This is a genomic window from Roseinatronobacter ekhonensis, assembly GCF_900499075.1.
In the GTDB taxonomy this organism is placed as follows: domain Bacteria; phylum Pseudomonadota; class Alphaproteobacteria; order Rhodobacterales; family Rhodobacteraceae; genus Roseinatronobacter; species Roseinatronobacter ekhonensis.
Genome location: NZ_UIHC01000006.1, coordinates 104,090 through 128,337, shown reverse-complemented (window position 1 = coordinate 128,337; position 24,248 = coordinate 104,090). Strand labels below are relative to the sequence as shown.

General features: G+C 62.5%; 22 protein-coding genes. 9 read left to right on the top strand and 13 right to left on the bottom strand.

Annotated features, from left to right (window positions below; translation table 11 throughout):
- Nucleotides 1–13 precede the first annotated feature (13 nt).
- The 3 genes from ROE7235_RS04760 to ROE7235_RS04750 all read right to left on the bottom strand — a co-directional run bounded on the left by ROE7235_RS04760 (nucleotide 14) and on the right by ROE7235_RS04750 (nucleotide 2,068).
- On the bottom strand, nucleotides 14–382 hold the full coding sequence (locus tag ROE7235_RS04760; RefSeq protein ID WP_121093527.1) for a hypothetical protein: 369 nt from the start codon (nucleotides 380–382) through the stop codon (nucleotides 14–16).
- 199 nt (nucleotides 383–581) lie between these two features.
- Nucleotides 582–947: a glycine zipper family protein gene (locus ROE7235_RS04755; protein WP_121093526.1), complete on the bottom strand. Its 366-nt coding sequence runs from the start codon at nucleotides 945–947 to the stop codon at nucleotides 582–584.
- A gap of 107 nt (nucleotides 948–1,054) precedes the next feature.
- Nucleotides 1,055–2,068 (bottom strand): AraC family transcriptional regulator, encoded by a 1,014-nt coding sequence (locus ROE7235_RS04750; protein WP_121093525.1) that lies wholly within the window; start codon nucleotides 2,066–2,068, stop codon nucleotides 1,055–1,057.
- A gap of 626 nt (nucleotides 2,069–2,694) precedes the next feature.
- Between ROE7235_RS04750 and ROE7235_RS04745 the strand changes: the two genes are divergently transcribed.
- A complete protein-coding gene (locus ROE7235_RS04745; protein WP_121093524.1) occupies nucleotides 2,695–3,144 on the top strand; it encodes a MarR family winged helix-turn-helix transcriptional regulator in 450 nt (149 codons plus the stop codon).
- 150 nt (nucleotides 3,145–3,294) lie between these two features.
- Here the strand turns inward: ROE7235_RS04745 and ROE7235_RS04740 are convergent, their stop codons facing one another.
- Both ROE7235_RS04740 and ROE7235_RS04735 read right to left on the bottom strand, forming a co-directional pair.
- Complete coding sequence (locus tag ROE7235_RS04740) at nucleotides 3,295–4,629, bottom strand: ammonium transporter AmtB (protein WP_121093523.1); 1,335 nt, start codon at nucleotides 4,627–4,629, stop codon at nucleotides 3,295–3,297.
- Between the two features lie 34 nt (nucleotides 4,630–4,663).
- A complete protein-coding gene (locus ROE7235_RS04735) occupies nucleotides 4,664–5,002 on the bottom strand; it encodes a P-II family nitrogen regulator (RefSeq protein ID WP_121093546.1) in 339 nt (112 codons plus the stop codon).
- A gap of 354 nt (nucleotides 5,003–5,356) precedes the next feature.
- Between ROE7235_RS04735 and ROE7235_RS04725 the strand changes: the two genes are divergently transcribed.
- Nucleotides 5,357–7,501, top strand: coding sequence for a transglycosylase domain-containing protein (locus tag ROE7235_RS04725; protein WP_121093521.1), 2,145 nt, complete (start codon nucleotides 5,357–5,359; stop codon nucleotides 7,499–7,501).
- A gap of 33 nt (nucleotides 7,502–7,534) precedes the next feature.
- Nucleotides 7,535–9,313: an SLC13 family permease gene (locus ROE7235_RS04720; protein WP_121093520.1), complete on the top strand. Its 1,779-nt coding sequence runs from the start codon at nucleotides 7,535–7,537 to the stop codon at nucleotides 9,311–9,313.
- Nucleotides 9,314–9,332: 19 nt separating this feature from the next.
- Here the strand turns inward: ROE7235_RS04720 and ROE7235_RS04715 are convergent, their stop codons facing one another.
- Nucleotides 9,333–10,088, bottom strand: coding sequence for a zinc-ribbon domain-containing protein (locus tag ROE7235_RS04715; RefSeq protein WP_121093519.1), 756 nt, complete (start codon nucleotides 10,086–10,088; stop codon nucleotides 9,333–9,335).
- A 146-nt stretch (nucleotides 10,089–10,234) separates the two neighbouring features.
- Here ROE7235_RS04715 and ROE7235_RS04710 point away from each other — a divergent pair, with 146 nt between their 5' ends.
- Genes ROE7235_RS04710 through ROE7235_RS04700 form a run of 3 tightly spaced genes read left to right on the top strand, consistent with a single transcriptional unit; the run spans nucleotide 10,235 to nucleotide 12,499 of the window.
- Complete coding sequence (locus ROE7235_RS04710; RefSeq protein ID WP_121093518.1) at nucleotides 10,235–10,906, top strand: cell division ATP-binding protein FtsE; 672 nt, start codon at nucleotides 10,235–10,237, stop codon at nucleotides 10,904–10,906.
- Nucleotides 10,903–11,763: a cell division protein FtsX gene (locus ROE7235_RS04705; RefSeq protein ID WP_121093517.1), complete on the top strand. Its 861-nt coding sequence runs from the start codon at nucleotides 10,903–10,905 to the stop codon at nucleotides 11,761–11,763. The genes ROE7235_RS04710 and ROE7235_RS04705 overlap by 4 nt, the downstream gene beginning before the upstream one ends.
- Nucleotide 11,764: 1 nt before the next feature.
- On the top strand, nucleotides 11,765–12,499 hold the full coding sequence (locus tag ROE7235_RS04700) for a lysophospholipid acyltransferase family protein (RefSeq protein ID WP_121093516.1): 735 nt from the start codon (nucleotides 11,765–11,767) through the stop codon (nucleotides 12,497–12,499).
- 23 nt (nucleotides 12,500–12,522) lie between these two features.
- Here the strand turns inward: ROE7235_RS04700 and ROE7235_RS04695 are convergent, their stop codons facing one another.
- Nucleotides 12,523–13,647, bottom strand: coding sequence for a polysaccharide biosynthesis/export family protein (locus tag ROE7235_RS04695; RefSeq protein ID WP_121093515.1), 1,125 nt, complete (start codon nucleotides 13,645–13,647; stop codon nucleotides 12,523–12,525).
- Nucleotides 13,648–13,968: 321 nt separating this feature from the next.
- On the opposite strand from ROE7235_RS04695, the gene ROE7235_RS04690 reads away from it, so the two are divergent.
- The 3 genes from ROE7235_RS04690 (at nucleotide 13,969) to ROE7235_RS04680 (ending at nucleotide 18,220) form a co-directional block, all read left to right on the top strand.
- The gene (locus ROE7235_RS04690) at nucleotides 13,969–14,622 is read left to right on the top strand and encodes a response regulator (protein WP_121093545.1); all 654 of its coding nucleotides are present in this window, start codon (nucleotides 13,969–13,971) and stop codon (nucleotides 14,620–14,622) included.
- Between the two features lie 110 nt (nucleotides 14,623–14,732).
- Nucleotides 14,733–15,950 (top strand): FIST N-terminal domain-containing protein, encoded by a 1,218-nt coding sequence (locus ROE7235_RS04685; RefSeq protein ID WP_183073325.1) that lies wholly within the window; start codon nucleotides 14,733–14,735, stop codon nucleotides 15,948–15,950.
- Nucleotides 15,950–18,220, top strand: coding sequence for a hybrid sensor histidine kinase/response regulator (locus ROE7235_RS04680; RefSeq protein ID WP_121093513.1), 2,271 nt, complete (start codon nucleotides 15,950–15,952; stop codon nucleotides 18,218–18,220). The genes ROE7235_RS04685 and ROE7235_RS04680 overlap by 1 nt, the downstream gene beginning before the upstream one ends.
- On the opposite strand, the gene ROE7235_RS04675 is transcribed toward ROE7235_RS04680, so the two are convergent.
- From ROE7235_RS04675 to ROE7235_RS04650, 6 genes are all read right to left on the bottom strand, one after another.
- Nucleotides 18,217–19,392 (bottom strand): lytic murein transglycosylase, encoded by a 1,176-nt coding sequence (locus ROE7235_RS04675; RefSeq protein WP_121093512.1) that lies wholly within the window; start codon nucleotides 19,390–19,392, stop codon nucleotides 18,217–18,219. The genes ROE7235_RS04680 and ROE7235_RS04675 overlap by 4 nt on opposite strands.
- Nucleotides 19,393–19,454: 62 nt before the next feature.
- Nucleotides 19,455–19,850 carry a diacylglycerol kinase gene (locus tag ROE7235_RS04670; protein WP_121093511.1) on the bottom strand — a complete coding sequence of 132 codons (396 nt, stop codon included), beginning with the start codon at nucleotides 19,848–19,850 and terminating at the stop codon, nucleotides 19,455–19,457.
- Nucleotides 19,847–21,490 (bottom strand): phosphoethanolamine transferase, encoded by a 1,644-nt coding sequence (locus tag ROE7235_RS04665; RefSeq protein WP_121093510.1) that lies wholly within the window; start codon nucleotides 21,488–21,490, stop codon nucleotides 19,847–19,849. The genes ROE7235_RS04670 and ROE7235_RS04665 overlap by 4 nt, the downstream gene beginning before the upstream one ends.
- Nucleotides 21,491–21,611: 121 nt before the next feature.
- The gene (locus ROE7235_RS04660) at nucleotides 21,612–22,316 is read right to left on the bottom strand and encodes a GNAT family N-acetyltransferase (RefSeq protein WP_121093509.1); all 705 of its coding nucleotides are present in this window, start codon (nucleotides 22,314–22,316) and stop codon (nucleotides 21,612–21,614) included.
- Nucleotides 22,313–23,044: a competence/damage-inducible protein A gene (locus tag ROE7235_RS04655; RefSeq protein ID WP_121093508.1), complete on the bottom strand. Its 732-nt coding sequence runs from the start codon at nucleotides 23,042–23,044 to the stop codon at nucleotides 22,313–22,315. Before ROE7235_RS04655 ends, ROE7235_RS04660 begins: the two co-directional genes overlap by 4 nt.
- Nucleotides 23,045–23,104: 60 nt before the next feature.
- Entirely contained in the window at nucleotides 23,105–24,244 is a 1,140-nt protein-coding gene (locus ROE7235_RS04650) for an iron-containing alcohol dehydrogenase (protein ID WP_121093507.1), read from the bottom strand.
- Between the last annotated feature and the right edge of the window lie 4 nt (nucleotides 24,245–24,248).

Here is a 24,248-nt window from a genome sequence, read left to right as displayed (position 1 = left end):
TCGTCTCCGATGGTCATGTGAAGGCGACGCCAAGCGCTGCGGCAGCCATGAGGAAAAGAACCGGCGTCCACAGTAGGCGCTCTGGGCGCGATGGGCTGGCGGCGTTTGCGGCAAGCGACAGCAAAGTGAGCACAACAGCAGGCCAGAACATCGGCACCAGCTGCGCCGCGCCGATGCCGGCCCGTGCAAGCACCGCCCCGGCCATTGACCCGAGCAGCGCGGCCTGTGCCAGAGCCAGCACCCGCCAAACGGGCGGCAAACGGCCGGGGAACCGACCACCCACAGTCAGGCGACCCAGCGGGGCACCTGCACCAACGGCCAGGTGCATCAGCACTGGCAATGTGGCAAGACCGGCATAGGCGACGGCAAAAATCTGGGTCACGGGCCGGACCCTCCCCACCGCAGCAGACGCGCTGGAAGGGACCGACGCGGACTGCGTGGCGTTTGCTCCGGCTGGCCAGTATTGCCCCAGAGATGCCGAGGCGGGTACTCGCAACGCCACGTTGGTTGGGCCCTTTGCCCGGTCAGCATGTGGTGCAAACTCTTCATGCGGGTGCGAACTTCATGCATGGCTCTCTCCTTTAGTTGACCACCGCGTGGCCGCGCCCGCGCAGGCAGTTCAGAACAATGCCCCTGCGCGTGTCGCTTGCCTTGGATGCGCCAGCGGCAGCGCCTGCCAATGCGCCGACAACGGCCCCACCCAGCGCATCGCCGCCGCTGTCGGCTTCGCCCAGAAGGCCGCCAATTCCCGCACCAATGGCGGTCGAGGCCATCGTTTCATGGTGCAGCTGCGATTGGCTTCGGGCGAGGCTGCGGCAAGCTGCGACATCGCTGTGGAATTGCGGGCTTGGGGCGCCATCCAGTATCGGGTCCACATCCGCGCCCGTCTCGGCGCAGGCGCCAAGCAATGCGGCAAGGCACAGGGGAGCGATCAGTAGCGGTCTCATGTCAGGTTTCTTTCGACTGTTAAACGTGTCGAGGAAGGGTCTATCTGCCGGCGTCGGGCAGCGGCATGACCGCAGAGATCAGCGGATTGACCGCAAGCATCAATCGTTCAGTTTCGCGCCAACCACGTCGTCGGACTCGCCCCAGTCCAACGCCGGAAGGCCCTCACAAAGGCTGATGCCTCTGAGAACCCCAAAAGATAGGCTGTCTCTCCGACCGAGACCTTTCGTGCGCTCAGGTAATCCATCGCCATACGGCGGCGCAGGTCGTCATGAACCTGCGCGAAGGTGACGCCTTCGTCCTTCAGACGGCGGTAAAGCGTTTGCCGACTCATGCCCAGGTCGCGGGCGGTCCGGTCCATGGACAGCGTGCCCTCGTGCAGATCGGCCAGCATCGTTGCCTCTACCGCCGAGCGCACGGTATCACGCGCTGCAAGCTCGTCCAGCAGCGTATCAGCATGGCGCGTGAAAACGCCAAAAACATATTCCTTTCCACCGTCAAATGGGACGTCGAGCCAGATCGGATTGATGCGCAGCGCATTGCGCGGTGCGCGGAATGTCACCGGAACCCGGAAAAGCTCGGGATAACGATTTGCATGCGGTGGCGGCGCATAGCTCACCTCTAGCGCCATCTCGAACGGGTGCTCCGGCGCTGATCGGCGGAACTCGGAGATGAACCGCGCGAAACTCGCCTCCGTCGCCATCCAGCTGCCATCGCAGGGGCGATGGTCCACCAGCCAAATCGCGTCTGCCTCTTGCACCAACTCGAACTGATCCCGTCCACCGGGGATCGCGACATCGGCCATCAGCCGTGAATATCGGTTCAACTGGTCAAGGCTGTGCGGGAAGGAGGTGGAGGCATGCACGATCTGTCCGACGATGGACATTGTCTCCAGCCGGGTTTCCAGCACGTGGCGCAGAAGCAGCGAGGTGTCGCCGGCAAACGCGATCCCAGAGGCGATAAGCGACTGGTAGGCGGCGACTGGGATGCGCGTATCCTGATCCGCCAGATCTTGTTCCGTCAGCCCGGACTCCGACAGCAGGCGGCCCCGTGGTGCCCCCTCGGCCACAGCATAGTCCAGAAACGCGGTCGCGAAACCGGCAGCCATGGTCTGGTCTGACATGCGGCGGACCCCTCGCGTCACGATCTTGATACGCCCGGTCACGCAGTTACTGCACCGGTTTCGGTAGATTGTCCCAAGATACAATGATGAGACAACCCCTATAGGTGGGATCATCCGCCCTGCAATAAACGGCCACTATTCTAATTAACGGTTCGTGGAGACGGCCAGTGGTCGAGGCTGACGGGCTCGTGTTCCTCACCTTCTGCACAGGAAGCTGTTCAAGATTTGCTCGGTTGCAATGACAGGCATCAAAAGGCGTTGCATCTGCTTGCTGCAGGCTGGGCTATGTCTGAGCGTGATCGCCGAGCCCGTTTGCTTTGCCGGATCCTGAGCTTGATTTGGCATAGTCTTGGTCATTGTTCGGGGCGTCATAATGCTGCAAAAATAGCATAAGTCATTGATTTATTTTTACCCTCAACGATTCAGATCCGCTACGGATTTCCAATTCCCTTTTTGAAACACCGATGTCGATGCTGTTAGGACAAGCCGTTCCCAAGGGACTTTGTACCGCTTGGAATTTTCTTGGACTCGCGGTTCTGAAAGACAGCCTTGCAATCCGCGGGCTACGCGCCTAAATAGCTTTCATAATGCTTGCGTATGCAAGTTTTTTGCAAAGGATTTGAGCTATGACCACGATCGAGACCACAAATGCTCTGCGGCTTTTGCAAGCCGCTGACGAATTCTGCGCCGGTCTGGGGGGTGAATTCTCTGCTGTTCACGGCATCTCGGTAAACGAGTTCCTGATGCTGCTTCATCTGGACCGCGCAGCATCGAACCGCCTGCCAAGGGTTGATCTGGGAAAGCGGATGCATGTCAGCGCCTCCACCATCACCCGCATGGCTGCGCCGATGGAGAAAACCGGACTGCTCGCGAAAGAATCGGACGCGCGCGATGCGCGGCTGTCCTTCGTCGTGATCACACAAACGGGCAAACAAAAGCTATCAGAGGTGTTCGCTACGTTCGAAAAACGGGCGCAATACCTGTTTGATGACAGGTGCAGCACTGAAGAACTGGAACAACTATCCGCATTGCTACGGCGGATCGCGCCCAAGGCTTTGGGCACTCTGACCGCCTAGAGGATGCGCAATCAAGGGGGAGCAGACATGCGCTCCGACCGTCATTCGTTTGGCGGCATCTGAAACGCTATAATTCACTCTGGTCCACCTGACGCGCAACAAAAAGGCCCGGTCTTGCGACCGGGCCTTTGTCGTCTTCAGGGTTCGGGATCAGCGGTTGCTGAATTCCGGATAGGCTTCCATGCCCAGTTCGGACGTATCCAGACCGGTGATCTGGTCTTCGTCGCTGACACGAATGCCCATGATGGCTTTCAGGATGAACCAGACGATGCCCGAAGCGACAAACATGAAGGCACCGATTGCAACGATACCGTAGATCTGCGCGCCGATGCTTGCATCGCCGTTGGACAGCACGACCGCCAATGTGCCCCAGATACCCGCAAACAGGTGGACAGGGATGGCACCGACAACGTCATCGATCTTCATCTTGTCCAGCATCGGGACCGTGAAGACCACGATCACACCGCCGACAGCACCGATCAACGTTGCCAAGCCAAGGCCCGGAGCAAGCGGTTCTGCCGTGATTGACACCAGACCAGCCAGCGCGCCGTTCAGCACCATGGTCAGATCGACCTTTTTGTACAGGATTTGCGTCAGGATCAGCGCAGCGATCGCACCACCGGCAGCCGCCGTATTGGTGTTGGCGAAAATGCGGCTGACATCAGCGATGTCGCTGACAGTGCCCATGGCAAGCTGCGAACCGCCGTTAAAGCCGAACCAACCCAGCCACAGAATGAACATGCCCAGCGTCGCCAGCGGCAGGTTCGAACCGGGCATAACCGTGATACGACCGTCTTTGCCGTATTTGCCGGTCCGCGAGCCGAGGATCAGAACACCGGCCAGTGCAGCCCAACCGCCTGCACCATGCACAATCGAAGAACCTGCAAAGTCAGAGAAGCCAGCCTCGGACAGGAAGCCGCCACCCCAGCTCCAGCTTGCCTGGATCGGGTAGATGATGCCGGTCAGGATGACCACGAACGCAAGGAAGGGCCACAGCTTGATGCGCTCTGCAACAGCACCGGACACGATAGACGCGGTTGCCGCACAGAACATCAGCTGGAAGATGAAGTCAGAGCCGACCGACGCATAGGACACGTCGACAAGGTCGTCATAGCCGACGCCGACGGGTTCCAGTTCGGTCATCGAGAAGCCGCCCATCCAGCCCTGGATGATCCAGCCATCGCCCGGATACATCAGGTTGAAGCCGACGACGAAGTAAGCGACCGACGCGAGCGAGAATAGCGCGACGTTCTTGACCAACTGCATGGTCGCGTTCTTGGACCGGACAAGGCCGGTTTCCAGCATGGCAAAGCCTGCCGCCATGAAAAACACAAGAAAGCCGCCCATCAGGAACAGCAGGGTGTTCATGATGAACACCATTTCAGAGTTTACGCGGTCTGCGGTGACAGCCGCGTCCTGCGCAAGACCGAGGCTGGGCAAGAGCGCCGCCGCGGCCACAATCGGAAGGAGTTTTTTGAGTTGCATCAGCTTTTGTCCTTTTTGAACTGAGTCCACGAGATCACAGGGCGTCGTCGCCGGATTCACCGGTGCGCACGCGCGTGGCTGCGGCCAGATCAAGCACAAAGATCTTGCCATCGCCGATCTTGTCGGTCTTCGCGGTTTTTTGGAGCGTCTCGACCACCTGGTCGGCCATCGCGTCGCTGACGCCGATTTCCAACTTCAGCTTGGGCACGAAATTGACGGCATATTCCGCACCGCGATAGATCTCGGTATGGCCGGATTGCGCGCCGAACCCCTTGATTTCGGTCACCATCATGCCGCGCACGCCGATAGAGGTCAGCGCTTCGCGGACCTCTTCCAGCTTGAACGGTTTTATCGCCGCAATGATATATTTCACGGTGTCATCCCCTTTCATCCACTTTGTTGGCCAGTCGCGGCCGCACACCGTAAACAGAAGGTGAAGGGCGGGGTTGCTCAACTTTCTGCGGGCTTTCAGGCGCTGCAATGCGGCAGAATCCGAAAAACCGTGCACAAAATAACGCCACTGCCTATTTTTTAGGCTTTTATTGGACACTCCAAACCCTGTCCCGGTGTGGAACCGGCCGGATGCCTACCGATTCCACTGGTGACTCGGACCGGGCACAGTTGCGCGATGTGGGGGCAAAGAAGGTGGAAAACCGGCGCGCTGCATGGCAAGAAGGCGAAAACAAATGTATTTGCGCCAGCAATCGGCAATCAGGCATAGTGAATCATGAGTAGCGCCAAGCCCCCTCGCAAAAAGCTGGTTGCCCCGCAACGCGCGCAGACCAAGCAAAAACCGGCAACGCGCAAAGCTCCCGCGCGCAAACGCAAACCGGCGCGCGCGCCGCGTAGGGGGAACCCCGTCACGCGGTTCTTCCGCGCGGCGCTGTCGTTTCTTTGGCGTATCATCTGGGGCGTGGCATGGCGTGGGGCCGCGATGGTGGGCCTGATCCTTGCGCTTGCAACCTTCTATTTCTATTCGACCCTGCCACCCTTGGCCGACATGCTTGACGACCGCGCGCAAGGGTCTGTGACCATGATGGACCGTCATGGCGAAGTGTTCGCGTGGCGCGGCGAGACCTTCGGCGGCGTCATCACGGCCAGCACTGTCAGCCCGCATTTGAAAAACGCCATCGTGGCCACCGAGGACCGGCGCTTCTACCGCCATTTCGGGGTGTCTCCGCGCGGGATTGCTGGCGCCATCCGGGCCAACCTGTCCGAAGGGCGCGGAGCGTTTTCGGGCGCGGGCGGTTCCACGATCACGCAGCAGGTGGCGAAACTGCTGTGCCTTGGCGTGCCATATGACCCAGAGACATGGGAGTCTGAGGCCGACTACGAATCGGATTGCCGTCGCGGCACGCTCTGGCGGAAAATCAAGGAATTGCCCTACGCCTTCGCGCTGGAAGCGAAGTTCTCCAAGAATGACATCCTGACGATCTATATGAACCGCGCTTTTCTGGGCGCGGGCGCGCGCGGGTTCGAGGCCGCCGCGCAGCGCTACTTCAGCCGCTCAGCCAACGAAGTCGGTCCGGCCGAGGGCGCGATGCTGGCGGGCCTGCTGGTCGCACCGTCCTATTACGCGCCGACGCGCAATCTGGAACGCGCGCAGCAACGTGCCGCCGTGGTGGTCGAGCTGATGCACGATCAAGGGTATCTTGATGCGCATGAATACGCAGAGGCACGCGACCACCCCGCAACCCTGTCGGAGCGCGCAGAAGAGCAACAAGGCATCGCTTTTGCCGACTGGCTGATGCTGGAAAGCCCCGCCTATCTGGCGCGCGAAACCACTGAAGATGTCATCATGCGCACCACCTTCGACCCGCGCCTACAGGCCGCGACCGAAACGGCGGTCAGCGAAGTCTTTGCCAACAAGGTGCGCGATGGTTCAGAAGCAGAGGTTGCGGTCGTGGTCATGTCCGCCGATGGCGCCGTGCGCGCCATGGTCGGCGGTCGTGAAGCACAGGTGGGCGGCTTTAACCGTGCGGTGCAAGCGGTGCGGCAGACCGGCTCTGCGTTCAAACCGTTTTTGTTCGCAGCCGCTTTGGAAAACGGGTTCCAGCCCTTCGATATCGTCGAGGACGCGCCCCTGACCATCAACACGCCCGGATCCGGGCCTTGGTCTCCGCGCAATTACGATGGCGAGTTTCGGGGCTTTGTGACCATGTCAGAGGCGCTGGCGGAATCGCTCAACACCCCAGCTGTGCGCATTTCAGAGGCGATGGGCCGCGACCGCGTGCGCGAGGTGGCCAACGCCTTTGGCCTGCGCAGCGATCTTGCCGAAGGACCGGCGCTGGCGCTTGGCGCATCGGAATCCAACCTGCTGGACATGACAGCCGCTTATGCGGGCATTCTGAACGGTGGCAGCGCCGTGCGTGCCTATGGCATAGAAGAGCTAAAATTGCTGGGTGACAGCACACCGTTGTTCGGGGTTTCGAGCGGGATCGGCGAACGGGTCATATCCGAGACCTCCGCGCAGATGTTGACATGGATGATGAGCCGCGTGCTTGAAGACGGCACTGGACGGCGTGCGCGTCTGCCAGAACGGCAGGCCGCCGGGAAAACAGGCACCACGCAGGCCGCCCGCGATGCTTGGTTCATCGGCTTTACCGCCGACTATGTGGCAGGTGTCTGGATGGGCAATGACGACAACACACCACTGACCGGCGTAACCGGCGGCGGGCTACCCGCAGAGATATGGCACGAAACGATGCTTCGGGTGCATGAAAACCTGCCCATACGGCCCTTGCCGATGACCGCACCCGAGCGCCCAAGGCAGGTCGAGGAACCGCGCGCGCCTGCACCGCAACAACCCCGCACCGCGCCGCTGGATGATGCCATTCGCGGTATTCTGGGCACACTCTTTGGTGGCAACTGACCGCCCAAAGCACGCAGGATTGGTAAGGATGCGATGACACAGGACCAAGGCCTGATCTTTGCCATTCTGGCCGTGACCATGGGCCTGTTTTTGTGGGGTCGGTTCCGGCATGACGTTGTCGCGTTGGCTGCACTGCTTGCCAGCACGGTGGCCGGTCTGATCGCGCCCGAACTGGCCTTTGCAGGTTTCGGGCACCCTGCAGTGATCACTGTGGCCTGCATTCTGGTGCTGAGCCACGGGCTGCAACGCACCGGCGCGATAGATGCCGTAACCCGTCGAATGCTGCCCGCCGATGCAGGGCCGATGGTCAGCATGGCCGCGCTGCTGGGGCTGGGCGCGTTCCTGTCCGGCTTTATGAACAACGTGGGCGCGATGGCGCTTCTGATGCCGGTCGCGATCCAGATGGCCGGACGCCTGTCGCTGCGGCCCGGTCAAGTGCTGATGCCGCTGGCATTCGGCACCATCCTTGGCGGTATGACCACGCTGGTCGGAACCCCGCCCAATATGATTGTCTCTGGCTTTCGGGCCGAAGCGGGCTTGGGCGCCTTCGGCTTTTTCGACTTCGCGCCCATCGGGGCCAGCGTCGCGGTGGCGGGCGTGGCTGCCATTGTGCTGATAGGCTGGCGCTTGGTGCCCAAGCGCAAGGCAGCAGCGGGCGATGATTACGAGACCGGGGCCTACATGGCAGAGCTGCGCGTGCCAGAGGGCAGCAAAGCCGTGGGCCTGACCATTCGCGGGTTCGAGCGCGAGATCGACGTAAGTGGCGCGCAAATCGTGGCCATGATCCGCGCGAAAACGCGGGTCAATGCCCCGCATGGCGGGCGACGCATAAAGGCGGGCGACCTGCTGGTTCTGGAAGGGGAAACCGACGCGATTTCCAAGGCTTTGTCAGTGTTTGACGTGACACTTGATCTGGCCAAACCATCCGAGTCAGAGACAGATGCATCGCAGGAAGACGAGATCGTCCTGCGCGAACTGGTCGTTCAATCCGGCGCCGCGCTGTTGGACCGCTCTGCGGTGGATATCGGCATGCGCACCCGGTTCGGGCTGAACCTGCTGGCCTTGTCCCGCGAGGGTCGCAGGCCGCACCGTCGCCTGCGGGAAATCACGCTCAAGCCCGGCGATCTGCTGCTGGTCCAAGGGCCACCCGAGGCGATATCACAATTCGCCGCCGATATGGGATGCCTGCCGCTTGGGCCGCGTGATCTGCGCCTGCCAAACCCCAGGAAAGCGATCTTTGCAGGCACAATCATGCTGGGCAGCATTGCGCTTGTGACCTTGGGGCTGTTGCCCGCCGCCATCGCCTTTGCGCTGGGTGTGCTGGCGTCCATGGTGCTGCGCACCGTGCCGATGCGCGAGGTCTATACCGCCATCGACTGGCCCGTGGTTGTGCTATTGGCGGCCCTGATCCCGGTTGCGGGGGCCATGGAAAGCACCGGTGCGGCGGCATTGCTGGCCAATTTCCTGATCGGCACGGTCGCGCAGGGCAACGCGGTTGTGGCGCTGGTGCTTGTGCTGGTCACAACCATGTTCCTGTCGGATGTGATGAACAACGCGGCCACAGCGGCGGTGATGTGCCCCATCGCGCTTGGCATTGCCAGCGCGCTTGGTGTCAGCCCCGACAGTTTTCTGATGGCGGTTGCAATCGGTGCATCCTGCGCGTTCCTGACCCCGATCGGGCACCAGAACAACACGCTTATCCTTGGACCGGGCGGGTTCGGCTTTGGCGATTACTGGCGGCTTGGCCTGCCCCTAGAGGCGCTGATCGTAGGACTAAGCCTGCCCTTGTTGCTGGTCGTCTGGCCGCTTTAGGCCAACCCGCATCGCTGGGCTAGAGCACGCCACCCAAAAGCGCCGCGACCGCCAGACGGGCTTGGTCGACCAAGCTGACAAAGCTGCTTAGCGGTCCTTCCAGCGCGGGCACGGCGGCGGCAAGCGTCGGCGCAAGCATGTAAATCCCGACGAGCAGTGCCGCAACTCCCAAAGGTATCCCCATGCCCGTCAGAAAGCTGCGCTTGCGCGCCGCTTCTGTCTGCGGCAGGCCAGACTGCCCTGACCGCCCGCTGTCGATAGGTTCGAGGGTCGAGCTGATATCGTCAATATCCGGCAGGCTAGAGGCGCCGCTCGCCTTGTGCGGAGCGACCTCGTTCGTTCCAATCGGACCAAACAGGCCCAGTTCCTGCTGCGTTTCCAGCGGGGAGTCTTCGCGGGCGCGCTGCTGTGCCTCGAACGCGGCCTCTTCGCGCAGCACCTCGGCCACCGACGGGTCAAGCGGACGGGCGGGCGGGTCTGCTGCAGCAGGGACTGTGTCCTCTGCGGGTTCCGGCTGTGACCGGGGGGGCGGCGCTGGGGGGCGCGCGGGTGCAGGCCCCTCTGACGCGGGCGGGCGTGCATCGCCGCGCGGTCGGGGCCGCTCTGCCCGCGCAGGCGTTGGGCGCGGCGTCTCGGGGGCCGGTTTCGGGGTGTCTGGTCCGGGCTGGAACCACACAGTGCTGCACGCAGCGCATTGAACCTCTGTCCCCTCCGCCGGAAGCAGGCTTGCATCTACCTCATACTGAGCGGCACAATTCGGGCAAACCAGACGCATTATCACTCCAACTCCGCACCATATCGGCCATTGGCGCGCTACTTTAGATGTTGTAGCAAGCAAGTTGTCGCGTTCCAACAAGGATTAACGTTTTTTGCCGACAAGCCGCTTTTCCCCTGTTCGGGCCATACGCCTTTGCTTAGCCCATGATACAATTTGAGGACGTCGCGCATGATTACGGTGGCGGCGCCTTGTTCGAAGGCGTTACCGTCGCCCTGGATGCGGGTAGCTTCCACTTTCTGACCGGGCCATCCGGGGCGGGCAAAAGCACCTTTCTCAAGCTGTGTTACGGCGAATTGCTGCCCAGCCGCGGCACGGTCTTGTTGAACGATACCAGCCTGCGCAGCATGTCGCGCGATGCCTTGGCCGAAATGCGCAATTCCATCGGGGTTGTGCACCAAGATTGCCAGTTTCTGGACCATCTGGATATTCGCAGCAATGTCGCGCTGCCCCTGAGCGCAACGGGACGACCCGTGTCGGAGCGCGATGTCGATGACCTGCTGAACTGGGTCGGGCTGCGCGCACAGGCAGAAGCCCTGCCGCCAACCCTGTCGGGCGGCGAGCGGCAGCGCGCCGCGCTGGCCCGTGCCGTGATCGCCGCGCCCCGCGTTTTGCTGGCAGATGAGCCGACGGGCAATCTTGATTGGGATATGTCGCAACGGCTGCTGTCGCTGATGATGGAACTGAACCGCATGGGCACCGCCGTACTGATCGCCACACATGACATGAACCTGATCCGAACCGCCAAGTCGCATGTTTCGGCGCGGGTTTTGCGGATTGCCGGACGCAAGCTGCAAAGTGCGGGGTCCGAGTTGTGAGCGCGATTTCCGACCAGATCGTGCCGCGCAGCGGCCACGGCGCGTGGCTGGTCTGGCTGGGGGCGGCGGCGATGGCCTTTCTGGCCGTTTTCGCACTGGCGCTGTCCATGTCGGCAGCGCGTTTGGCCGATAGCTGGACCGCCGCGCTGGCGCAAAGCGCGACCGTGCGCGTTTCCGCCCCGCCGGCAGAGTTGGACGCGCAGACAGAGGCGGTTCTGGAAGTTCTGCGCACCACGCCGGGGATAGAGGACGCGCGCGTCATGACCCCCGAAGAGCAGGGTGATCTGTTGTCCGTCTGGCTTGGCCCGGACCTGCCGCTGGATGCCCTGCCCCTGCCCCGAATGGTCGAAGTCTGGGAAACCGCAGACGGGCCGGATCGGCAAGGCCTGCGCCTGCGCCTGAGCGCCGAGGCCCCCGGAGCGATTTATGACGACCACACCCAATGGCGCCGACCGCTGATTGACGCGGCAAGCCGCCTGCGCGCGGTTTCGGGTCTGGCACTGGCGTTGATCGGTGCCGTGACCGGCGCAATCATCGCGCTTGCGGCCAGCGCCGCTTTGGCATCGAACGCGCAGGTCATCCGTGTTTTGCGGCTTGTTGGCGCGCGTGACCGGTTCATTGCCCGTGCCTTTGTGCGGCGCATGACCCGGCGTGCCGCGCTGGGCGGCGTCATCGGAACGGCGCTTGGCATGGCGTCCATGATAGGCTTGCCCAGCTTGGGGCCGGACGCCACAAGCGGATTGGGGTTTCAGGGCGCGGGATGGCTGGCGCCTCTTCTGGTGCCTGTGCTGATTGCCGTCGTCGCTTGGGCAGCGGCGATGGCGACCGCCTTTACCGTTCTGCGCGGAGTGACCTGACATGCGGCTTGTGGTGCAATATATCCGGTCATTCCTGTTTATCGTGCAAATGTATCTGGCCATGGCCATCATGGCGCTGGCGTTTGCGCCATTTGCCTTGGTGCGGCGGGAAATGGCGCTGAAGGCCTGCCATACCTATTGCCGCTATGTGCGCTGGTCCGCAGGCTGGATGGTCGGGCTGCGCGCCGATATTCGTGGAGAGATCCCGCAAGGCGGCGCGCTTGTTGCGGCCAAACATCAAAGCTTTTTCGACATCATCCTGATCTTCGGGGCGCTTCCAAACCCGCGCTTCATTATGAAGAAACAACTGAAATACGCGCCCTTTCTGGGGTGGTACGCGATGCGGCTTGGCTGCATTCCCGTTGATCGGGGCAAGGGCGGCGTGGCCATTCGCGACATGCTGGCCCGCGTCGAACAGGGGCGCGAGGCGGCAGGCCAGATCATCATCTATCCGCAAGGCACCCGCGTCGCGCCGGGCGACAACAAGCCTTACAAGGTCGGCTCTGCATTGCTGTATGGCCAGTTGGGCCAGCCCTGCGTGCCAGTGGCCACCAATGTCGGCCTGTTCTGGCCCAAGCGCAGCATGTTGCGCAAACCGGGCATGGCAGTGGTGGAGTTTCTGCCGCCGATTGCGGCGGGCGTGGACCAGCGCCAGTTCCTTGCCACGCTGGAACGTGTTGTCGAAGACCGCTCTAACGCGCTGATGGCCGATGCGGGGTTTGCACCGTTGGGCTGAAGGCCCGGCACCCAACCGGAACATCAGTCGCGCGTCAGCGACCGTCCCGCATTTATGAACCCACCGAACAGGTTCAGCACGCGTTGCGTGGTCGTTGCCGGTGCCAGCGTGGCCAGAACGACATCGCCATCTTGCAACAGGAACTGGTCAGCGGCGAACAGCCGTTCGGCCCGCGTCAGATCAAAGCTGAAGACAACTTGGTCATGCGCCAACCCTTCGGTGCGCCGGGCCGTGCCGGACGGATAACGACGCAACACCAGCAAACCGCGCGGGTCGGCACGGTTGTCGGCGATCCCACCCATCACAGAAACCGCCCGCAAGGCACTCAGTTTCTCTGTCGGAAACGGGAAAACCCGTTGCCCCCCTGTCGCCCCAAGCGAGATGAAACTGCGCTCATCGGGGCGGATCACCACCCGGTCGCCGCCCCGCATAGCAACGTCAAGCGCAGGCGTTTCCAGAACATCCTCGAATGGCATGCGGTAGACCGAGCCGCCCCGCGTGATCATGATCTGGGGGTTGGCCATGTTTCCGCCCAACCCTCCGGCCTCACTGACCAGATTCAACACAGTCAGGTTGCGTTCCGTCAAGGGTAAGGTACCCGGCGCGCGCACGCCCCCCAACATATCGACCGAATTCCGGCGCCCGGTTGACGAGGTGAGCTGCACCTGCGCCGAGGGAATAATACTGCTGAATCGGTCCTCTATCCGTGCACGGGCGCTATCCGGCGACAGGCCGGCGACATGCACCTGTTCGACATAGGGAAGCGAGATATGGCCCGAGGGCAGCACTTCGAGATTCGGAATATCGGCGTAGCGTTCCCCTACGCGGGTGATCAGCGAGGTTTCCTCGGCAGTCCAGACACGCAAGGACAGCTTGTCGCCGGATGCGATTTTCTGGGTGGTCAGCCCGCCCCCGCGGCCGGGCCAGCGTGGCGCGGGGCGTGGGTCGTTCACCGGCCAATGCGCAATCTTGGCAAGGCTGTCCGACGACACCTCTATCAGGCTGAAGGTGCTGTCTCCCGCATTGCCGTCGGCATCTGCCCCTGCAACGATTTCAGATTTGCGCGCCGCGTCGCGCGCGATTGCACAGCCTGACAGTGCATAGGCGGTGCCCGCGAAAACGAGCGCCCGGCGCGAAATAGTCGTCATTATGGTCCTGCCGTGCTTTGAACGTCTACGGGCAGCGCAATCGACCACCCCCAATCCCCAAAGGGCGCGACCGACACTCGCATCGCTGGCCACAATACCCGCTCCCACCCCGTGGTCAACCGCTCTTGCAAGCAACGCGCGACCCGCAACAAATGCGTTGCAGACAGAGTCCGTCCTGGTGCCGCACGCTCGGGTCTAAGACGATAGAAGGGGGCGCATGGGCAAGCATTTTCGCGTAAGCTTGGGAATGTCAAAGCTTGCGATGAGACCATGCGCACCGATATGATCACTGTTGGACATGCGGCGCAGCAGGGAAGCGGAATGATCCTGGTCATAGACGATCACCCGCTTTTTTGCGAAGCGTTGCAGATGACCCTGTCGGAAACACTGGGCCTGCCGAAAGTGGCAACCGCGCCCTCTCTGGCGGCTGGGTTGACCGTGCTGCGCCAAGGCCCGATGGCCGATGTCATTGTTCTGGACCTGAACCTGCCGGACGTGGCCGGGCTGGAAGGGCTGACGCGGCTGCGCAACATGGCGCCGGGGGTGCCGGTGGTTGTCGTGTCATCCATGTCGGATGACCGGATCATCGCCGCGGTCATGCATGCGGGGGCTGCGGGGTTCGTTCCCAAGCACAGCCCGCGCGAGGCGTTTGTTACCGCGATCAGCACCGCGCTTCAGGGAGGGCACTATACGCCCGACGGCTACACCCCGCCAAGCGCGACCGCACCCGAGGGCGCGGAACGCAGTGTCATTGATCGGTTGTCGGATCTGACCCCGCAACAGGCACGAATCCTGTCGCTGGTCTGCGAGGGCTATCTGAACAAGCAGATTGCCTATGAACTGTCGATCACCGAAACCACGGTAAAGGCGCATGTCACCGCCATTCTGCGCAAGCTTGGCGCGCAAAGCCGCACGCAAGCGGTGCGCATTGCCAATTCCGCCAGCTTCGCCGAAATCCTTCGCAAGACGCACTAGAGAATGTCGCGCAAAAGTGGTTACCGGGTTTGCGCAAACCGCCATGCGACCACAGAAGGTTAGGGTGTGTCGCGTGAATGCCAATGAGCGCGGCGCGCACCAGGCTTGCCTTGAGCGACCGAACCCGTAGGGTTTACCAAGCGATTGACCGGGGGGGGCGGATGACGGGATCGGGCATAATGCGGCGCGCGCAATCTACCAAGCCCTGCTCCGGCGCGGCAATCGCCGATGTTCTGGAAGATCTTTCTCCGGACGGGCTTGCGCTGATCATGCTGTTCGTGGGCGAGGGGCATGACCTGCCCACGATCGAAGCCGCTCTGGCCGACCTGCCCGCCGATGTGCAGGTCATGGGTTGCACAACGGCAGGCGAGATCGGCACAGGCGGCTATCTGGATCACAGTCTGACCGCGCTTGGCCTGCCGCGCGATCTGTTCCGCGTGGCAGTCGGGGCGGTCAGCCCATTGCGCAACTTTGACCCAGAGCGCGCGCGCGCCATGGCGTTCGACCTGCGCGCCGACCTGACCTTTTCCACCGCCGACTGGTCGAACGAAGTTGCGTTTCTGCTGTCGGACGGGCTGTCGCTGATGGAAGACCAGCTTGTCTGGGCCTTGTCCGAGGCATTGGGGCAAAGCCCGCTGGTGGGCGGGTCGGCCGGTGACGGGCTGCGCTTTGCGCAAACCTTCGTGCTGGTGGACCGCCGCTTTCAGACCGATAGCGCCGTTCTGGCGGTGCTGCGCACGCCCTGCACCGTCACGGCCTTTCGCTTCGACCATCTGGAACCGACAGAGGCGCGCATGGTCGTGACAGAGGCCGACCCCGCGCAGCGCCTTGTGCTGGAAATAAACGGCATGCCCGCCGCGCCGGAATATGCCCGTATCCTTGGCAAAGACCCCGGCCAGCTTTCGCCATTCATTTTCGCCGCAAACCCGGTCGTGTCCAAGATCGGCGATACGCATCATGTGCTGGCCATTCAACGTGTGGAACCAGACGGCACCTTGCGGTTCTTTTCCGCGGTAGAGCGCGGGCTGGTGTTGCGGCTGGCGCAGGGGACCGACCTTGTGGCCCATCTGGACCGCGCGCTCGGCGGCTTGCGCGCAGGCGGTGCCATCCCCGATATTCTGGCCTGCGACTGCATTTTGCGGCGGCTGGAGGCAGAAAACAGCCAGACCGCACGCGACCTGTCGCAGGTTCTGGACCGCTACGGCGTGACAGGCTTCAATACCTATGGCGAACAGTTCAACATGGTGCATGTGAACCAGACCTTCACGGGGCTTGCCTTTTACCCGCCCGATTCCGGCGATGATCTGGCCGCTTACGGGGTTGGCTGATGTTGGAAGACATGATCGACCCTGCCCTGCCACTGGCCGAACAGAATGCCCGCCTGCGCGCCATTCTGGCGGCATTGATGGACCGGTCCGAACACAGCCGCATGCCTAGCCGTCCGATGGGGCAGTTGACGCATGTGGTCGCGTTGGAGCAACAGGTGCGCAGCCGCACGCGCGATCTGGCCGAAACGCTGGACAAGCTGCGCGTGGCCAATGCGCGCCTGTCGCAGGCAGAGCGCGATGCCGTAGGCGCGCGCAACAGCCTTGTCGATGCGCTAGAGGCCATGGGCGAAGGGTTCGCCATGTTCGACGCGCGCGACCGGCTGACGCTGTGGAATTCGCAATTCTGCGCCGCGCTGCCCGATATCCGTGACCAGCTTGATGCCGGGCTACCGTTTCGGGATTACGTTCAGACAGTATCGCAAAGTGATGCAATCGACCTGACCACGGCAACAGAGCGCCGCGCGTGGGTCGCGCAGCGTTTGCAAAGCCACATGCGCCGCAACGTCAATTTTACCGTGCCGTTGCGGGGCGACCACTGGTTGCAGGTCAGCGAGCAGAGGATGGCTTCGGGCGGCACCGCCATTATCCAGACCGATGTGACCGCCATGGTCCGCACCGAGCGGCTGGAGCGGGAAAAGCTGCTGGACGAACAAGCCCAGATGGTGCGCGCGACGCTGGATCACATTGATCAGGCAGTGCTGATCTTTGATGCGAAAGGGCGACTTGCCGGCTGGAACCGCCGCCTGCGCGAGATTTTTGCGCCGCCCAACGCGCTGCTGGCCAGTGGCACGCCCTTCACCCATGTGCTGAACGACCTGATGCGCCGCCGCCTGCTGGGGCGTGGCAACATCCGGCAGGTTTTGACCGATTGGGTCAACGGCCCCGCTTTTCGCCCGCCGCTTGGCCTGGATATCGTGCAAGAGGATGGAACCGAATTGCTGCTTTCGGCGCAGGCCATGCCGGATCGCGGGTTCGTCATGTCCTTCACCGATCTGACGACAGAGCGGCGCGCGATTGCCGAAATGCACCGCCTGAACGAGACACTGGAGGCACGAGTGCAGGCGCGCACGGGCGAACTGGTTGCCGCGCGCGATGCGGCCGAACGCGCGAATGCGAGCAAATCGCGCTTCGTGGCCAGTGCAAGCCATGACCTGCTGCAACCGTTGAATGCGGCCAAGCTGTTCCTGTCCTCGCTGGCGGCGATGGATAATCCGGCCGCGCAAGCCCGATTGATCGGGCGCGTGCAAAGCGCGTTCACAAGTGTCGAAGATATTCTTGGCGCACTTTTGGACCTGTCGAAATTCGACATCGGCGCCGCCCGCGCCCGCATGGATGTCGTACCACTTGCCCCGCTCTTCGCCCGCCTTCGCGACGAATTTCAGCCAATGGCAGACCGGCGCGGGTTGCGGCTGGCGGTTATGCCCACACAGGCACATGTGCGCAGCGATGCCGTCTATCTAAAACGTATTCTGCAAAACCTTGTATCCAACGCTTTGCGATACACCGAAACGGGGCGCGTTGTGCTGGGTGTGCGGCGGCAGGGCGCGCATCTTCGGGTAGAGGTGTGGGATACCGGGCCCGGCATCCCGCATGACAAACAGGTGGATATCTTCAAGGAATTCACCCGTCTGAACCCAAGCGGCGACGGCGGCATGGGGCTGGGGCTGGCCATTGTGGAACAGGCTTGCGCGCTGCTAGAGCATCCGCTGTCGCTGCGCTCTGAGCTTGGGAAGGGCACCGTCTTTGCAATCACCGTTCCAGTCGCGCAGGGCGCGGCGGCAACGCCCACGCCCAAAGCCGAGAGCGACCATCCACCCGGACTGTTGTCGGATATGCTTGTTCTGGTCATCGAGAATGATGCAACCAGCCGCCGCGCCCTCATGGGCATGCTGGAGGATTGGGGCGCAAGCCCGGTCGAGGCCGCGTCGCTGCCCGACGCGCAGGTGCAGATCGCCGAACTGGGCATTGCCCCCGATGCGATACTGGCCGACCACCAACTGGATGATGGCGCTACAGGGCTACAGGCAATCGCCGCGCTGCGGGCGGCCCATGGCGCTATTCCCGCCATTCTGGTGACAGCGGATCACGGTCTTGAGTTGGCCGAGCAGGCCGACGGCGCAGGCACACTTGTCATGACCAAGCCCTTGGCATTGCGGCGTCTGAAACGGGTTCTGCAACAACTACCCTATTACCGGCCCGATCAGGTGCGGGCCCTCGACTCGGGCGCGCGTAGCGGGGATAGCAGCTATTGGCTCCACCCCGAAGACTAGAGTGCCCGTAACAGCGCAGGCGTCGGCCAACCGTCTGCGGGCATCCCAAGCTGCGCTTGCACATCCTGCACAGCGGCGCGGGTATTCGCGCCCAGAATACCGTCCACATCCCCCACATCAAAGCCGCGCGCGACAAGCCGGGTTTGCAGGGTGCGCATCTGGTCTTGGTTCAAGCCGGTATCGGGATTGCCCGCCTGATACACCGGAGCGCCGGTCAGCCGTGTGGCGAAATACGCCGCCGTGGTGACGTAGATAAAGCTCTGGTTCCATTCGAACAGCGTCACGAAATTGTCGAACACCATGAAGGCCGGGCCACGATGCCCTTGCGGCACGATGATAGAGGCTTGCAGACTGCCCGAGGGCAAGCTGCCATGCGTGGGCCGAATGCCAAGATTCTGCCACTCGGACACGCTCATTCGGGTGCGCAGACCGGTCTGCGTCAGATCGAGACCCTGCGGCAACGCGACCTCGTGCATCCACGGCTCATTCGCGCGCCAGCCCTTGGCTTGCAACATGGATGCGCCCGACATGATGGCATCCGCCTGCGACGTTTTCAGCGTGATCTGACCGTCGCCATCGCCATCGACAGCGTGGTTGATGATGTCGGATGGCAGTTTCTGCACCATCCCGATTTCACCCGCCCAAGCGCCCGTCATGGTGCGCGGGTCCAGATCGCCCCGGCGGTGCATTTCCAACGCTGCGAAAACCTGCGGGCGGAACAATTCGGGACGGCGGCAATCATGCGCCAGCGTGACCAGCGCGTTGACAGTGTTGAAATCGCCCTGCACCGCGCCGAAATCTGTCTCGAACGCCCAGAAGGCCAGCAGAATGCCGGGGTTCACGCCGAACTGGCGTTGCGCGGCGTCAAAGATCGAGCGGTAGCGCTCGTAATTGCGCGCGCCATTGTTCAGGCGATTCTGCGAAATCAGCGCGCGCGAGAAATCCAGAAACGGACGCTGGAAAATGCCCTGCCGCCGGTCGGCGTTAATCACCGATTGGTCCCGCCGGACATTGGCAAAAAATCTCTCTACCAGCGCACGGTCATACCCCATGCTGACGGCCTCGCTCTTCAAACCGCCAACAAAGCCGCCGAAATCGCCGCCGCAGCTTTGCGACTGGGCCTGACCGGCCACCAGTGTTGCGACAATCGCAAGTGTCTTGAAAAAGCGCATATCTGCTCCATAGCTGAATTTGACCAAAGGTTAACGGATACCGTGCCTTATGGGAATCTTAATTACACTAGGCCCAGCAAAACCGCTGCCACAAAACCACCGGTGGCCAGCAGCATAAGCCCGACAGCAAGCGACCCGAGGTCTTTGACATTCTTCGCCATTTGCGACCATTCGGGCGACAGATGGTCGGCAAGGTCTTCGAGCGCGGTATTGATAGCCTCCACCGCCAGAACCAGCGCGAACAGGAACGCGGCGACCAACCAGTGCCACGGCGCCGCACCCCCTAAACCGAAGAGAACCACAACCAAGGCCGCACCCAGCATTTCCAGCCGCGCGGCAGTCTCGCGCCACAACCGACGCAAGCCCGCGAGCGAATAGCCCGCCGCGTCCACGATATGCAAAAGCCCGCCGCGCGGCATCACCACGCGCCGGGCGCTGTTTTTGCGCGGTTCCGTCATAGCTGGGCCGCTGCCATGCGACAGCCCTCTGTCAGGTCCAATGCAGGTTGGCGCGTGTCGGTCTGAATATCCAGAAGCCCAAGAACTGTATGGAATACGTTGTCCTGACTTGCCGGGCGCTGTGCAGTTTCCATCGGACATGCCGTGTCAATTCCCATGACACGACTATAGCTGTCACTTAGCCACATCACCATGGGCACCTTGGTTTGCATTTCGGGGGCCATGAACATGGGGGCTGCATGCAGATACAACCCGTTCTCGCCCAGAGACTCGCCATGATCCGACAGGAATATCACTGCGGAATAGGCACGGTCAGAGGCTTGCAGCATATCGATGCTGCGCGACAGAACATAGTCCGTTTCATAAATTGCATTGTCATAGGAATTGACCACCTGCTCAACCGCGCATTTCGCGAATTCCGCGGTCGGGCAATCCGGCTGAAAGGGCGCGCGCTCTGGCGGATAGCGCAGGTAATACGCAGGGCCGTGATTTCCGATCATATGAAGCACCAGAACAGTGTCGGATGTGATCGTTGCCAGCGTGTTTTCGATAATCGGCAGAAATATCTCATCCGTGCATTCGATCTCGCAAGCAGCGGGGTCCAATGTGGCATCCACGCGCGACACGCCCGTGCGCGCTGCGATATCGTATTCACCGGCGTTGTTCTCGAACCATTGCGCATCAAAACCGACCCTCTCTATCACGTCTAGCAACGTAAATTGGGACAGGAACTTTTCGCGCGAATACTCGGCCTTCGGCAGGGCAGAAAACATACAAGGCAACGACACGGCTGTTGACGTGCCGCAAGACGACACATCAGGGTAGTTGATCACACCGCGATCGCGCAGTCCCGGCGTCGTATCGCGGGCATACCCGTTCAAACCGAAGTTTTGTGCTCGGGCGGTTTCGCCGGCAAAGAAAACCAGCAGCACTGGCTTGTCCGCTGACGCGAGATAGGCGCCGCGGCGCGCGTCGGTCGCGATGGGCTGCGCTTCTGGCATTGCACTTGCGAATTGTTCTTTGCCGAACTTGAAAATGGCGGTCACGGTGGCGCCGGGCTGATAGCTGCCCATCAGGTCGTGACGCTCGCGCAAGACCGCAGAGAACGCCTTGAAGTCCATCATCAATCCACCCGCCACCAAGCCGAAGCAAGTAGCCACCCCTAGGGGCCAACGCCACAGATGGTGCACCCCAGAAACCCGCCGGACATGGGGCCAGAACACAAGCGCTGCGGGCAGCACACCCAGCAGCCCAATGTTCAGCACTGCGGACAGGGTGACAAGATGGCCCGCTTCGGTCGGGGTCGTTTCCATGACATTGCGGATCATTTCGCGGTCGATCAGCACTCCGAACACCTGCTCGAAGTAGCTGGAGGCAGCGGCGATCACAATCAACAGGGCGGCCACCGGTTTTTGTAAGCGCGACAGGCCGAAGAACTCAAGCATCAGCACGGTCAGGGCAAAACTTGCAAGGCCAAAGGCAGCTACCTGCAAAGGTTTGCCGCTGAATATGCCAAGCAGCCGTTCCCAGAACCCGGCGTTCAGGACAGCCAGCATGTATCCGGCAACGACCATGTTCAACCAAAGATGCGAAAGGGTTGGCCGCCAGAGCATCATCCGGGGCGAATGGTCGGAAGTCATGTGAAAGGCTTTCTTGGCAGTTTTATACCGGCGCTATAACGCTCGTTACCTGACAGCAAGCTGACAATTGCCCCTTGCCGCTGCTGCATGCCGACAAAGGTGCCGCCACGCGCACCCGCGTTCAAACTCGGGTAGCGCCCTGCCGGTAATGGTAGCGAGTCATCTGCTGCATCCCCGCCGCATCATACAAGGCGCGCGCGGGCGCGTTCGCCTCTGTCACCGCCAAGGCCAGCCAGTCCGCGCCCTGCCCTTGCGCCCAATGCGCAGCCCCGTGCAGCATGGTGCGCGCGGCCCCCTGGCGGCGAAAGGCGGGCGCAATTTCGACTGCGTGCAGCATCGCAACGCCGTCATGTATCGCACAAAAACCGCACCCCACAGCGCGGTCGGAAAGCCGCGCGATGAAGGCGGTTTTCGGGCCAGCCGCGCGGTCCATCACCGCCAAGCGCGCAGGACCAATGCCGCCTTCGGCCCAGATTTCGCGCATGATCGCCAGAGGTTTCCAAATGTCGAACAGGCTGACATGCGGCGGCTTTTGCGCCAGATCAGCGACGGGCGCGGCATAGACCAGCGTTGGGTCAACCATGCCATAGCCAAGGGCTGCCAGCTCGGCATCCAGCACGTCCTGATCGGGGCGCAGCATGGCAAGCGGACCGTCCGGCATCAGCCGTGCCAGATCGGCGGCGCGGGCCCCGTTTCTCGCGCTGGCCGCAGCGACGCGCTTGCCCCCTCCGGCACCGTCGCGCAGCGTCCAGCCGTCTTGGTCCCAACTGCGCGCAGGGGGCCATGTGGCGGCAAGCGCCGCCATGCAGGCATCTGCGCCGATCATGCAACCGCATCCGGGAAACTGGCGCAAAGCGCGACCATCACGGCATCGACCGCAGACTTATCGGCCGCGCGCACGACCACATTCACGGCGAACGCGCCGTCACGCTGGAAGGGATAGCTGCCGATGCCGACATCGGGGTGGGCCTTGGCCAAATCCGACAGAACGCCTGCAATCTCGCCCTCGCCGCGCTGGACACATAATGTCTGGCTGTAGAGCGCCGCACCACCTTGCAACCCCGGCAGGACAGATGCCACCATGGCCTGAAACACCGCAGGCACCCCGGCCATGACATGCACATTGCCCAGCGTGAAACCGGGGGCGGACGACACCGGGTTGTCGATCAATGTAGCGCCATCAGGAATGCGCGCCATGCGCAGGCGGGCTGCATTCAGTTCTAACCCCGTGCGCTGGTAATGCGCGGCAAGGATCGCACGGGCATCTTCGCGCACGTCGATTCCCACATCGAAGGCCGCCGCGACGGCATCGGCAGTGATATCGTCATGCGTGGGTCCGATCCCCCCAGAGGTGAACACATGGTCATAGGCACCGCGCAGTGCGGTCAGCGCATCAATGATGCGCGCGGACTTGTCCGACACGACCCGCACCTCTTCAAGGTCTATGCCCACGCGTGCCAATTCGCCCGCCAGATAGTGCATATTCGCATCGCGTGTGCGGCCGGACAGGATTTCATCGCCGATGACAAGCATGGCAGCGGTTGGGTTGGGCATGGGCGCTCCTGCGGTTGGGTTTGGCACGGGTATACCGCGCGGGGCGCGGGTTTCAAACTGTCAGCGCGCGGCGTCCATAATATGGGCCAGCGCGGCTTCGTCCAGCGCGACGGGATTGGCCTTCATGGATGATGAACTGGCCGCCATACGCGCGGCCTCTGCACGGTGGTCGGGTTCGACGCCCAGCGCGTCCAGCCCCGGCAGGCCAGCTTGCGCCGACCACTCGGCCAGCGCATCGAATGCTTGCGCGGCGGGCACATCCAGCGCCTGCCCGATCTTCGCCTGAACGCAGGCGATGCGGTCTGCCGCGTCGCCCGTGGCGCGCGCCGCGTTTGCGGTCAAGCCGTGGGGCAACATCACCCCGCATAACGCTCCATGCGGCGCATTGGACAAGCCGCCCAGCGGCCCGGCCAACCCGTGCACAACGCCAAGACCGGCATTCGCCAGCGCCAGCCCGCCACAGAGGCTGGTCAAAGCCATCTCGTCCCGCGCGGCGGCGCCCTCGGACTGCATAAGTCGCCCCAGCGCGCGCAGTGCAGGCACAATGCGCGGCAGGGTCAGCGCATCGGTCAGCGGGTTGGCACGAGTGCTGATATAGGGTTCGATCACCTGCGTTATTGCATCCAGACCAGAGGCCAGAGTGACCGAGCGCGGGCACAGATCGGTCAGCGCAGGGTCGATGACCGCCAAACGCGGCAGCATCCGTGCATCGCGCAGGCTGACCTTGCGCCGCGCGTCGGGCACGGAAATAACCGCATTGCGTGTCACTTCGGCCCCTGTTCCAGAGGTCGTGGGCAGTGCGGCAAACGGCAACGGCGCGTGATCCAACGGCAGGCCCTGTCCGACAACCTCCAGATGGTCCAAGACGGGGCGCGTCGCAGGGGCAAGGGCCGCCAGCGCCTTTCCGGCGTCTATGACCGCGCCGCCGCCGATCGCGACAACAGCCTGAACGTCTGTCACGCGCGCCAGTACCAGACCCGCGTCGATCATTGGCAAGTCCGGTTCCCCCAACACCGCAAAGCCGGTCACGGTACAGCCGCGTTCCGCCAACCCGTCACGCAACCACGCAGACCGCGCGGCGTTGGCCCCGTGCACAAGCAACAGGCGCGGGCCCATCGCTGCCAACTGGTCCAACGCGCGCGGCCCCACGCCGCGCCCGAACCTGATGTCTGTTGCGGTGGCAAAGGAAAACGCTGTCATGGGC